The 12475-nt window shown below is 44.8% G+C and carries 9 protein-coding genes, 2 pseudogenes and 1 other annotated feature; of the genes and pseudogenes, 2 read left to right on the forward strand and 9 right to left on the reverse strand.

What is annotated here, in order from left to right:
* Positions 1–182: 182 nt before the first annotated feature.
* The 3 genes from gap to araE form a co-directional block, all read right to left on the reverse strand.
* Positions 183–1190: a type I glyceraldehyde-3-phosphate dehydrogenase gene (gene gap / locus GYO_RS39275; RefSeq protein WP_003219957.1), complete on the reverse strand. Its 1008-nt coding sequence runs from the start codon at positions 1188–1190 to the stop codon at positions 183–185.
* A 46-nt stretch (positions 1191–1236) separates the two neighbouring features.
* A complete protein-coding gene (cggR, locus tag GYO_RS39280; RefSeq protein WP_014115202.1) occupies positions 1237–2259 on the reverse strand; it encodes a gapA transcriptional regulator CggR in 1023 nt (340 codons plus the stop codon).
* A gap of 300 nt (positions 2260–2559) precedes the next feature.
* Complete coding sequence (gene araE / locus GYO_RS39285) at positions 2560–3954, reverse strand: arabinose-proton symporter AraE (protein ID WP_014115204.1); 1395 nt, start codon at positions 3952–3954, stop codon at positions 2560–2562.
* 203 nt (positions 3955–4157) lie between these two features.
* Between araE and araR the strand changes: the two genes are divergently transcribed.
* Positions 4158–5246: an arabinose utilization transcriptional regulator AraR gene (gene araR, locus GYO_RS39290; RefSeq protein ID WP_041521074.1), complete on the forward strand. Its 1089-nt coding sequence runs from the start codon at positions 4158–4160 to the stop codon at positions 5244–5246.
* Between the two features lie 50 nt (positions 5247–5296).
* Here araR and GYO_RS39295 read toward each other — a convergent pair whose 3' ends face one another.
* Both GYO_RS39295 and GYO_RS39300 read right to left on the reverse strand, forming a co-directional pair.
* Positions 5297–6307 carry an LLM class flavin-dependent oxidoreductase gene (locus tag GYO_RS39295; protein ID WP_014115206.1) on the reverse strand — a complete coding sequence of 337 codons (1011 nt, stop codon included), beginning with the start codon at positions 6305–6307 and terminating at the stop codon, positions 5297–5299.
* A 157-nt stretch (positions 6308–6464) separates the two neighbouring features.
* Entirely contained in the window at positions 6465–7343 is an 879-nt protein-coding gene (locus GYO_RS39300) for a LysR family transcriptional regulator (RefSeq protein ID WP_014115208.1), read from the reverse strand.
* Positions 7344–7440: 97 nt separating this feature from the next.
* On the opposite strand from GYO_RS39300, the gene GYO_RS39305 reads away from it, so the two are divergent.
* Entirely contained in the window at positions 7441–8358 is a 918-nt protein-coding gene (locus tag GYO_RS39305; RefSeq protein ID WP_014115209.1) for a DMT family transporter, read from the forward strand.
* 40 nt (positions 8359–8398) lie between these two features.
* On the opposite strand, the gene GYO_RS39310 is transcribed toward GYO_RS39305, so the two are convergent.
* The 4 genes and pseudogenes from GYO_RS39310 to GYO_RS39330 form a co-directional block, all read right to left on the reverse strand.
* Positions 8399–9742 (reverse strand): amino acid permease, encoded by a 1344-nt coding sequence (locus GYO_RS39310; RefSeq protein WP_014115210.1) that lies wholly within the window; start codon positions 9740–9742, stop codon positions 8399–8401.
* A gap of 68 nt (positions 9743–9810) precedes the next feature.
* Positions 9811–10046 (reverse strand) — a binding site (T-box leader).
* A gap of 97 nt (positions 10047–10143) precedes the next feature.
* Positions 10144–10920 (reverse strand): annotated as a pseudogene (locus GYO_RS39315) (glycosyl hydrolase family 18 protein); the annotation flags it as partial.
* A gap of 39 nt (positions 10921–10959) precedes the next feature.
* Positions 10960–12110, reverse strand: a protein-coding gene (locus tag GYO_RS39320) for an IS3 family transposase (RefSeq protein ID WP_087941766.1) whose coding sequence is annotated in 2 segments (ribosomal slippage) — positions 10960–11837 and positions 11837–12110 — 1152 coding nt in all. Because the reading frame shifts where the segments join, the coding sequence is not laid out codon by codon here.
* An 87-nt stretch (positions 12111–12197) separates the two neighbouring features.
* Positions 12198–12467 (reverse strand): annotated as a pseudogene (locus GYO_RS39330) (glycosyl hydrolase family 18 protein); the annotation flags it as partial.
* Between the last annotated feature and the right edge of the window lie 8 nt (positions 12468–12475).

Genomic DNA, 12475 nt, shown 5'->3' on the forward strand with positions numbered 1-12475 from the left:
GGCCTTAGGCGAAAGCGCCGGCAAAGCTGCTAAAAACGCGGTCGTTTCTCTATCACAGAACGTTTTCTGAAAGCCGGTCTTCATGGAAAAAGGGAAAGGGAGTCCGTCCCCTTCCCTTGTCCGCTTTCATTATAGCGCTTCTATTCAAAAGAACCAAGTCAGGTCCTTTTTTCAGCTATAAATTAAAGACCTTTTTTTGCGATGTAAGCTGCAAGGTCAACAACGCGGTTAGAGTAGCCGCTTTCGTTATCGTACCAAGAGATTACTTTTACCATGCTGCCTTCCATAACCATTGTAGAAAGAGCATCGATTGTAGAAGAGTTTTTGTTTCCGTTGTAGTCGCCAGAAACTAATGGCTCTTCGCTGTAGCCAAGGATTCCTTTAAGATCGCCTTCAGCTGCTTCTTTAAGAGCTGCGTTTACTTCTTCAGCTGTTACTTCTTGGTTCAGTTCAGCAACCAAGTCAACTAGAGAAACGTTTGGAGTTGGAACACGCATTGCTCCACCGTTCAGTTTGCCTTTTAGTTCAGGAAGAACTAGAGAAACTGCTTTAGCAGCACCAGTTGATGTTGGGATGATGTTTTCAGCTGCTGCACGCGCACGACGGTAGTCTTTGTGCGGAAGATCAAGGATTTGCTGATCGTTCGTGTAAGAGTGAACAGTTGTCATCATACCGCGTTTGATGCCGAATTTGTCGTTAAGTACTTTTGCAAACGGCGCAAGGCAGTTTGTTGTGCAAGATGCGTTAGAGATAACATCATGGTTAGCCGCATCGTATTTATCTTCGTTAACACCCATAACGATTGTGATATCTTCTTCGTTAGCAGGAGCAGAGATGATTACTTTTTTCGCGCCAGCTTCTAAGTGTTTCGCAGCGTCTGCGCGTTTTGTGAAGAAACCAGTAGATTCAACTACGATTTCAACGCCTTGTTTACCCCAGCTAAGTTTAGCAGGATCGCGTTCTGCAGAAACTTCAATTGTTTTGCCGTTAACAACAAGGTTGTTACCGTCAACTGAAACTTCAGCGTCTAATTTTCCGTGTACAGAATCATATTGTAAAAGATGAGCCAGCATGTTAGCATCTGTTAAATCGTTAACCGCTACTACCTCAACTTCAGGATTGTTTAATGCTGCGCGGAATACGTTACGTCCAATACGACCAAAACCGTTAATACCGACTTTTACTGCCATGATTGTTTCCTCCTTTAAATAAGTGAGAGATATTTATATTGAGGGATTATTCATCCCTTAATAACTTCTTTGCGGCTCCTTCGTCTGTGACGAGAACCGTGTTTCGGGGCTTTTTAAAGTAAGCCTCGATCGCCTCGGCTTTTGATGATCCGCCCGCTACCGCAATAATATCGGGGATGGCGTCTATGTCATCCAGCTGCATTCCGACAGAATGCACTTTGTGGACCACTTCGCCGTCCGCGTTAAAATAGTAGCCAAACGCTTCTGTCACCGCGTCGTGATCATCTATTTTCTTTAAGTCTTCTAAAGGTGTGTTTCTCCGCTGAGCCATAGTTTTAGCTTCACCGATTCCGTGAACCAGCATACTCGCTGATTTAATCGTGTTCAGCACCTCTTTGACAGAAGGTTCTTCAATAATAGATGAATAGGCGCCTTGTGACAGCTGTCCCGGAACAAACAAAAGCCGGTAAGTGCCTGAAGCCTTTTCCGCCATATGCGCGCATATGGTGTTCGCCTGGTTTTTCACGTCTTCGCCTAAACCGCCTCTTGCAGGCACAAACAAAAGCTCACGGTTTTTAGAATCCGGCGTCATCATTTCGGCGACAGCTTCAATTGTCGTACCGCCAGTTACAGCGACGATATTTTTGCCTGAAAATCTTTTTTTCATACATGCGACAGCTGCTCTTCCCATTTCTTTTTTGACCCATGGGGATTGATCGCTATCTCCGGACACGATAATAGCATCCTTTAGATTTAAACGTTCTTTTAATGTCTTTTCCAAAAGCGTCAAACCTAAAACATCTTTCATCGTATCTTCCAGAACGGAAAGCAGTTCATAACCCTCTTCTGTCAATGTCATGCCGTTTGTTTTAATATCGACCAGGTTCTGTTCCTTTAAAAACTGAACCTCGCCCCTCAGCACACGCTCGCTGATTCCGAGACTGGCAGACAGGCTTCTTCGCCCGATGGGTTCTGTCAGCCTGATATACTGCAAGATTTCAAACCTCTTTTGCATAACGAGCAGAAGATCAGGCAATAATTTTTTTTGAGCTTGTATTAACTGGTTCATGACTCAAACGTTCCTTCCTTTTTTTTGCTGGACATTATACGTCCCGCTATGACAAAAAACGTCCCATCATAGCCAAAAAAAATTATTTCTGCTTTCTTTAATTATTTTAACAGGGTGGAATTGTTTATTCAACTGTTAAGAGTCAATTCATCGACAATATTCGCAGAGTTTTCATGCCGCAGCGTTTTATCCAGCATTATTTTTTCCTATATATCTATATCTTATACAGTAAACGCCAAAAGGTGCATCCCAACATAAACAGCCCTTCCAAAAGAAAGGGCCTGTTTTTTTAAAGCGTTTTCATTTTATCCAGAGCTTTTCAATCTCTTCAAGCGATTTGTTCTTCGTTTCCGGACAGATCGTAACAACAAACAGGAAGCAAAGGATGTTAATCACCGCAAAAATCCAGAATGTATAGGCGAGCCCGAATGAATCGATCATCATTGGCACAAACTGTCCGATCGCCCAGTTTGCTCCCCATAAAAAGATGGTCGCAATACCCGCGGCCCGCGCACGCAGATGGTTCGGGAAGATTTCAGAAATCATAATCCATGTGATCGGCCCTACAGATACACAAAATGCCGCCACAAAACCTAAAATAAAGAAGACCAGCATAAGTCCGTCTGTTAACTGAAAGTAGAACGACGTTCCGATTAAGATCATAAAAATAGCCATAAAAGCAGATCCGATGGACATCAGTTTTTTTCGTCCGACTTTATCAATCAACAGCACCGCAATAATGGTAAAGATGACTTCTACAACCCCTACGATACAGGTTGTCACAAATCCGGCATTTTGTCCGAATCCCATCATTTTGAAGATTTCCGGCCCGTAGTAAGTAATCGCGTTCATGCCAATGACTTGGTTAAACAGCGCCAGCAGGATTCCAATGACAAGCGCCTTTCTGAGACCCGGCTTGAAAAGCTGGGAGAGCGATCCCATTTGTTCTATTTTTAAAGAGTTCTCAATGTTCTTTAATTCTTCTTTTGCAACAGTTTCTCCATTAATACGTGTCAGTATCTTTAGCGCTTCTTTTGTTTTGCCCGCTTTCGCCAGCCATCTCGGACTTTCCGGCACGACGAGCAATACGAGGAAAAAGATCACAGACGGCACCATTCCATAAGCGAGCATCCATCTCCAGCCGGTGTGCACACCCCATTCGTATGTTCCAGACCGCTGCACAGCGAGATTAATAAAGTACGTCGCGGAAATACCCAATATCGTAAAGAGCTGATATAAGGAAGAAAGGCTTCCGCGTATGGCAGGCGGCGCAGCTTCCGTAATATACGTAACAGAGAGTGATGAGCCCATCCCAATCCCGAGGCCTCCGATAATCCTTGCAATAATTAAGGTAGACACGTCTTGAGAAAGCGCTGAAACGATGGCTGATATCGCAAATAACAAAGCAGCTGTCATTAAAATTTTTCTCCGTCCGAACCTGTCGCTTAAAAATCCAGAAATTCCGACGCCCACTACTCCTCCGATCATAATGCTGGAAATCACAAGCCCTTCCATAAACGGACTCAGACTGTATAAATCTTTCAGAAAACCGATGGCGCCTGAAATCACTGCCGTGTCATAGCCGTACAATAAGCCGCCAAGTCCCGCCGCGCATGAGATCAAAATGACAAATCCCATTGAATGGCTTCGTGTTACAGGAGCATCTGGTTCTAATTGAGTTGGAGTATTCTTCATTTCCCTGCCCTCCCGAATGTTGAGTAAAGCGTTTACATTTACTTCTGTAATTGTACGTACTTATATTAAAATTTAACGAAAATCTCATTTAATTAGTACGTACAAATATAGAATAATCCTGTTTGCATTTTCTGTCAATGTTTTCTTACAAAGGACGCTGTGATATACTGAAATTTGTCCGTATACATTTTGGAGGAATGGATATGTTACCAAAATACGCTCAAGTAAAAGAAGAAATCAGTTCATGGATTAATCAGGGCAAAATACTGCCCGATCAAAAGATCCCTACCGAAAACGAATTAATGCAGCAATTCGGCGTCAGCCGGCATACCATTCGCAAAGCGATCGGAGACCTCGTATCACAAGGTCTGCTGTACAGCGTGCAAGGCGGGGGCACCTTTGTCGCTTCACGCTCTGCTAAGTCAGCGCTGCATTCCAATAAAACGATCGGTGTTCTGACAACCTACATATCAGACTATATTTTCCCGAGCATCATTAGAGGAATCGAATCCTATTTAAGCGAGCAGGGATATTCCATGCTGCTGACCAGCACAAACAACAACCCGGACAATGAAAGAAGAGGATTAGAAAACCTGCTGTCCCAGCATATTGACGGACTCATCGTGGAACCGACAAAAAGCGCCCTGCAAACGCCGAACATCGGCTACTATCTGAATTTAGAGAAAAACGGCATTCCTTTTGCGATGATTAACGCGTCATACGCCGAGCTTGCCGCACCGAGTTTTACCTTGGATGATGTGAAAGGCGGCATGATGGCAGCGGAGTACTTGCTTTCTATCGGCCACACGCACATGATGGGTATTTTTAAAGCTGATGACACACAAGGTGTGAAGCGGATGAACGGGTTCATACAGGCACACCGGGAGCGTGAGTTATTCCCTTCTCCGGATATGATTGTGACGTTTACGACAGAAGAAAAAGAATCAAGACTGCTGGAGAAAGTGAAAGCCACATTGGAGAAAAACAGCAAGCATATGCCGACAGCCATACTTTGTTATAACGATGAAATTGCGCTGAAGGTGATTGATATGCTGCGGGAGATGGATATCAAAGTGCCGGAGGATATGTCTATCGTCGGGTATGACGATTCGCATTTCGCCCAAATCTCCGAGGTGAAATTAACCTCTGTCAAGCACCCAAAATCCGTGCTTGGAAAAGCAGCTGCCAAATATGTTATTGACTGCTTAGAGCATAAAAAGCCGAAGCAAGAGGATGTCATATTTGAGCCTGAGTTGATCATTCGCCAATCCGCCAGAAAGCTGAATGAATAAAAAAAGCAATGTATGGGTCTCCCCCTTTACATTGCTTTTTTTTATGGCCTTTATCTGTTTTTCCAAATATCAGCCACGATTTCAAATGAACGCATTCTGTCTGCGTGTTCATAGGTTTCTGAGTTGACCATAATTTCATCAGCCTGTGTCGTTTTGACAAAGTCTTCTAGCTTCGCCTTCACTTCTTCCGGACCGCCGACAATCGTGGAGCTCAGCTGTTCATTGACCATCGCTTTTTCATACGGGCTCCAGATTTGATCCATATCCTCAACAGGCGGCTTAAGCTGGTTCGGGGTGCCGCGTACTAGATCAAGAAATCTTTGATAATGCGAAGTCGCAAGATGCTGCGCTTTCTCGTTTGTATCTGCCGCGATAATGGTGACGCCGACCATTGCATACGGTTCGTCGAGCACTTCTGACGGCGTAAACGAATTGCGGTACAGCTCCAAAGCGGGAACCGTATTCGCCGGCGAGAAATGAGCGGCGAACGCAAACGGAAGACCCAGTTCGCCTGCCAGTCGGGCGCTGAAGCCGCTTGATCCCAGCAGCCAAATCGGCACATCTATGCCCTCTCCCGGAATGGCGCGGACTTGATTGCGCACATTTCCGGACGGTTTAAAGTAATTGCGCAGTTCTTCTAATTGTTCCGGGAAATCTTCACCGCTGCTGATGTTTCTGCGGAGCGCTCTTGCTGTCAATTGATCTGTTCCCGGCGCACGTCCGAGCCCCAGATCAATCCGTCCGGGATACAGCGTTTCCAGTGTGCCGAATTGCTCAGCTATCACTAGTGAAGAGTGGTTCGGAAGCATAATGCCGCCGGAGCCGACGCGGATTTTCTTTGTGCCGCCGGCAATATGGCCGATCAAAACCGCGGTGGCAGAGCTTGCGACACCTTCTATATTATGATGCTCAGCGAGCCAGTAGCGGTGATAGCCCCATTCCTCCGCACGGCGCGCCAAGTCCATGCTGTTTCGGAATGATTCTGCAATCGTTCCTCCCTGAACAACCGGAGATAAATTCAAGACAGAAAGCAAGGTATCTTTGCGTTGTTGAGTAGACATGTTTTTCTCCTTTGCAATTGTGATATCAGTAAACAGCCTCAAGCTGTCAAGTCATGATCGAAAGGACTTCTCTCACACCATAACACAACTGCAATCAGGAATAAAAGAATTTGATTCGATGAAATTCGAACAATATAAAACGAACGGGTTGGCACCGTTATTCTGCACCAAACAATTCCTGCGCCATATCAATGAATAGCTTAGCCGCCAGAGAAGCCTCCTTCAGTGATGGAACAGCAAGCTGCACATCACGGTACACCTGCGGGTCCAAATCCCGCGTCACCACATGCTCTGGCAGCGGCATGCCCGACATGGACATTTCTGATAAAATCGCCAGGCCCAATCCTTCTCTGATCATATTGACCGAGGTGTTCATGTTATAGACTGTGAAAGCGGCGTGAAGCGTAGCGCCCGCCTGCCTGAACATATCGATAAAAGGCGATTCATAGCCGCCGTCACAGACGATCATCGGTTCACGGTCGAGATCCTTCAGCGTAATAGCCGAACGGCTGCAAAGCGGATGATCGTCCCTGAGCACGACGGTCATTTTGTCTTTTTTCAGCCGAATGTACTCCATCTCCTCTGTTGGATACAGAAGAATGCCGACATCTATCATCCGTGTGTGAAGCCACTCCTTGACTTCATTTACAGTTCCCTCGTGCAGCACGAGCTCCAGTTTCGGATATTTTTGTTTAAACTCACTGATCAGCTTCGGCATAAAATAAGCCGAGGCAGTTGAGAATGTGCCGATATGGATCGTTCCCAGTTCAAGCCCTTTTTCCGCGGCTGCGACTTGCTCAACTTTTTCAATGCCTTTTAAGACTTCCCTGATGTGGACTAAGATTTTTTTCCCCGTCTCGGTCAGCATCAGGCCATTGCGGCGGTCACGAATGATCAGCTTCACATCAAGCTCAGCTTCAATCGCGGAAATCGCATGGCTGACAGCCGGCTGTGTCATGTTCAGCGCCTGCCCCGCTTTTGTAAAGCTTCCCGTTTCAGCAATTTTCACGAAAACCCTTAACTGTGTAATGGTCATAACAATTTACTTATGCTCCTTATAAAAAAGATTCATTTTATTTATCTTATATTCTACAGTATCATAATGGAAAAGTTCTACAAGGAGTGATTGAAAAGTGAAACAGCTCTCAAAAACGCGGACAGCGCTCCTGCTCGCCTTTCTCGTTATCATGTGGGGCATCAATTGGCCGCTGTCAAAAGCAGCGCTCGCCTATTCGCCGCCATTGTTGTTCGCGGGCATCCGAACGCTGATCGGCGGGCTTTTATTAGTCATTGTCGCACTGCCGCGTATTCATAAATTGCGCTTAAAAGAAACATGGCCGATTTATCTTATTTCTGCACTTTTAAATATTACGCTATTCTACGGTCTTCAAACGATCGGGCTGAACTACCTTCCAGCGGGCCTGTTTTCCGCGATCGTCTTTTTTCAGCCGGTTCTGATGGGCGTGTTTTCTTGGGTGTGGCTCGGCGAATCCATGTTTGCCATGAAAGTAATCGGGCTGATCCTCGGTTTTGCAGGAGTAGCTGTCATTAGTGCCGCAGGCTTTGGCGGGCATATTTCTGTTATTGGGGTTCTGCTGGCTCTCGGCTCCGCACTCAGCTGGGCGCTCGGAACAGTATATATGAAAAAAACAGGCAGTCGTGTCGATTCCATCTGGATGGTCGCCTTGCAGCTGACGACCGGCAGCGTGTTTCTGCTTATATCCGGCCTTTGGACAGAAAGCTTTTCTGCGATCCAATGGACAGCTCCGTTTATCACGAGCCTGCTGTTCATCTCTGTATTCGTTATCGCACTCGGTTGGCTTATCTTTTTTACACTTGTCGGTTCAGGAGAAGCAAGCAAGGTCGCTTCCTATACTTTTTTGATTCCGCTCATTTCGATCGTGGCCAGCTCTATTTTCCTGCATGAACCGCTCACCTATAGCCTATTGGCGGGTCTGCTGCTGATTGTGACGAGCATCTGCCTCGTGAATTCAAAATCAAAAGCACAAAAAACAGCGGCGATCTGTGTAAAGAAGAAGGCTGCACAATAATAAAAACCCTCTTGTCGGATGTGACAAGAGGGTTCCTTATTTACTGATGCTTGCGTCCTTTGACCAAATATACAACTGTAATCAAAAGGTAGATCGCCGCAGTAATGCTGGTAATGACAATTGACGTTGTCAAGATGACCCCGATCAGAATGGCGAGTAACGCCAGAATCGCAAACCATGTGGTGTACGGGAACCATTTTACATAATAGGCCGGTGTTTCTGTTTGCTCTTTTCTCGATTTCAAATGAGCGAATCCGATGATCAGCCAAATGAATAAAACGGTATACCCCAATGATCCCATTAAGTAATTAAACGTTTGGCTTCCTGCGAACAGAGAAATCAATACGCCAATATAGAGAGAGGAGGTGCACATCAGAATCGCAAACATCGGCACGTTTTTCGATGAAAGCTTCGAAAAGATCTTCGGAAGCCTTCCGTCAGTAGCCTGTGTATATAAAATGCGTGATGATCCGTATAAACCTGAATTCATAGAAGAAATGATCGCCAGCAGGATGACTGCGTTCATAATATGATCCGCGCCCGGAATACCTACCATTTTAAAGACCATAACGAAAGGACTTTCCGGAACGGAATTGACTTGATTCCATGGAATCAGGCTGACGATGATGAAAAACGGCAGCAGGTAGAACGCGACAATCCGTGTCAGTGTGCTTCGGACAGCTTTCGGGACAACCTTTTCCGGATTCTTTGTTTCAGCAAGCGTTACACCGATAATTTCTGTACCGCCGTAAGAGTAGATCACGACAAGCATCGCCGTAATCAGCCCTGTGCCGCCGTGCGGGAAAAATCCGCCGTGCTCTGTCAGGTTTGAAAACCCGGCAGCTGTATGATCACCGAATGATACAAATAAGAGCAACAATCCTAATATAATAAAGAGAATAATAACAGTAATCTTGATCATTGCCAGCCAATATTCGGTTTCGGCGAAGATTTTAACAGAAAGCAAGTTCACAATCGTGACGATAAGAGAAATCCCTAATGCCAAAACCCAGATCGGGCAGCCCGGCAGCCAATATTGGATAAAGATCGCAGCCACAACAGCTTCAGCCGCAATGTTAAGCACCCACATTTTCCAGTATATCCAATCCAAGAAATAAGCAGCGTAATTTCCTAATACCTGTTGAACAAGATCCCGGAAGGTTCTGGCGTTTCGATTGCGCACAGCCATTTCCGCGAGCCCCTGCATAATAAACAGCAAAATAATGCCGCCGAGCAGGTAAGCGATAATGACAGATGGCCCTGCCACATCAATCGCTGAGCTGCTCCCTTTGAATAAACCTGCGCCGATTGCTCCGCCCAGCGCCATCATCATAATGTGGCGGGACGTCATCGTGCGTTTTAACGTCTGATTGTCCTTTTTCATCCTCTTGTACCTCTCCTTCTCATTTTCAAAAACAAAAAAGCCCGCCGTCTCCTATCTAATCTAATAGATAAAGAGACGACGAGCCTTCGGCTGACCGCGGTACCACTCTTGTTGATTCTTCATGAAGAATCCAGCTTTTGACCTGTAACGAAGGTTAGCCGTTAAAACATGGGGAATATTCAATCTATTCCGTTTCGTCTTACCACTCCCGGGCGAGTTCAAAGAAGAATCAGGCTGCGTCGCACCATCCCGCAGCTCTCTGTTCTGATCACTTTCTTTTACTGCTCCCAATCTATGTGTTTTAGTTTTCTGAAAAACTTAAATTTTACGATCTGAATATATTAACATAATATACGTGCTTCTCTTTTCCCTGTCAATAACTTCAGAAAAAAAAGAAACTGTTATTTTGTCCCTTTTTGAATGGCTTTCCAAAAGGATTCTGACTCGTTTCCTAATGCGTAGACTGAGACACCTGCTATTTTATATTGCTTTGCCAGGCGGCTTTTCGTTTGAATGGTTTTTTCGTTTTCATACCACACGACATGTTTATGCTTCTTTTTGTCAACGTAAGAAAACGTCATCGAACCTGACTTTTTGTTGAATGCCGGCTTTGCTTTTTGCTTTTTGATGAGGGACTTGAGTTCATTCCATTCCCACATTGTGCTCCCGCTGCCGTCTTTCATATCCCAGTCATAGCCGTACGCCGGGATTCCCATGATGACTTTATTGGCTTTGATTTTTTTAACCGAAAACTGCAGAGAGCTTTTGATCCAGCTTGTGCTTGCCACTGAGCCCGGCTCGCCCCAAATGCCGTGTTCGTCGTAAGTCATGACTTGTACGTAGTCGGCATATTTACCGATTTTCGCATAATCATACGGCCAGCTCCATTCATCGTTTTGATCATCTGCGCTTTTGGCCGGAACGGAAACCATTGTTTTGATCTGTTTCTTTTTCAGAGCCTGTGAGACATCTTGAATGAAGCGTGAGTATTTGGATCGGTCTTCTGGATTCACTGCTTCAATATCGATATTGATACCGTAGTATGAGTGCTTTTTAGCCAGTGCTATTAGCTGATCTGTGAATCGTTTTTTCGCTGTTTTATTACTCATGACTCGACTCGCTAAATCTCCGTCAAAATCGTAAATGTCGTCATTATAGTTTGAAATCACAGCCCAGGGGACTGACCCCCGTTTTTGAGACAGGGATCAAAACACCTTTTAAACAGCCAATTGCCGATAGTTTATCGGTGATTGGTTGTTTAGTTTCGTTTGAATACGAATATTGTTATAATAATGAATGTATTCTATGACAGTGCGTTCTACGATGGCGGTCGTAGTTCGATCAATGCTGTTAAGATAGAACGTTTCAGACTTTAGTGAGGAATGAAACGATTCGATGGAGGCATTATCAGCGGGCGTCCCTTTGCGGGACATGCTCATGGTAATGCCTTTTGTGTTAACAACTTTTTGATACTCGTAAGATGTATACACAGAACCTTGGTCACTATGTAACACGCAGTTCTCAGGCAGTGTTGGCAGCTGATCAAGTGTGTCTAAGACAAAGTCTGTGTCCTGCTTATCGCCAATCGTAAAAGCAATCACTTCTCCATTGTATAAATCTAATATACTGGAAAGGTACAATTGTTTCTGTCCATAAGGCAAATATGTGATGTCCGTTACTAGTTTTTCAAGAGGGCGATCAGATTTAAAGTTCCGATCCAATATATTATCGACCACGGCATATGGCTGCCCATTCTTCTTGCGCTTTTTCACCTTAACCTGGCACTGCCATTGATTTTTCTGCATAATACGTTGAACCGTTTTATGGTTAATACGCATTCTCTTTTTTAGTATGGCTGTGATTTTTCGATATCCATATCGATACCTGTGCTCTCGGCACAACGTGCCGATTTGTTTTTCCAAATGGCGCTTGGGATAATCTTTCGTCAGATTCTTCTTCCAACGATAATAGGACGCTCGAGAGATACCTAAATGAATACAGATATCCTGCACGGTCATTGTGCTGTGCAATGCTTCTACAAGTTCGACTGACGTTTCGCTATCAACTTCCTTTCCAATTCGTTGTACTTTTTTAAAACTTCATTCTGTTGTCTCAGATAACGGTTCTCTGCCTGCAGTTTCTCTAATTCGGAAGAATACTCTGGACCTTTTCCGTAAGTGTATTGCTTTCCAACAGGCTGTTCGAATCGATGTATATCCCCAGCCTTATGCCATCTAACCCATGTCTGAACCTGTGTCTTATTCTTAATATTCAATTTCTGCATGATCTCTTTCATAGGCACGCCTGCCAATCTCATTTCTACAGCCTGCTGTTTCACTTCAACCGGATAACTCACTCTTGTCCCCATAGAAAAAACACCTCCAAGTCTAATTTCGGATAACAATCATCCGTTTTCAAACTTGAAGGTGTTTTTATTTGTCTCATCTTATGGGGTCAGTCCCCAGGTCTTGATTTTTTTCTTTTTCGCATATGTCAGCTGCTTGCTTGGGGCATCGCCAATGACTTGTCCGTTTTTTTCAAACGCAAACGTATCTGTAGCGATGGCATTCATGTATGTATGATACTTCGTTAGAGAATTGTATGAGGCCGTATCCCCAGTCGTGTAGCCTAATGTCACGCCGGCTGCCTTCGCTTCTGTTTGTGTATACATAAACAGCACGATCGCAATCGCCAGTGAAACAGCTATAATCAGCCATTTTTTCATCGCACTTC

This window comes from Bacillus spizizenii TU-B-10 (genome assembly GCF_000227465.1).
Taxonomy (GTDB): Bacteria; Bacillota; Bacilli; order Bacillales; family Bacillaceae; genus Bacillus; species Bacillus spizizenii.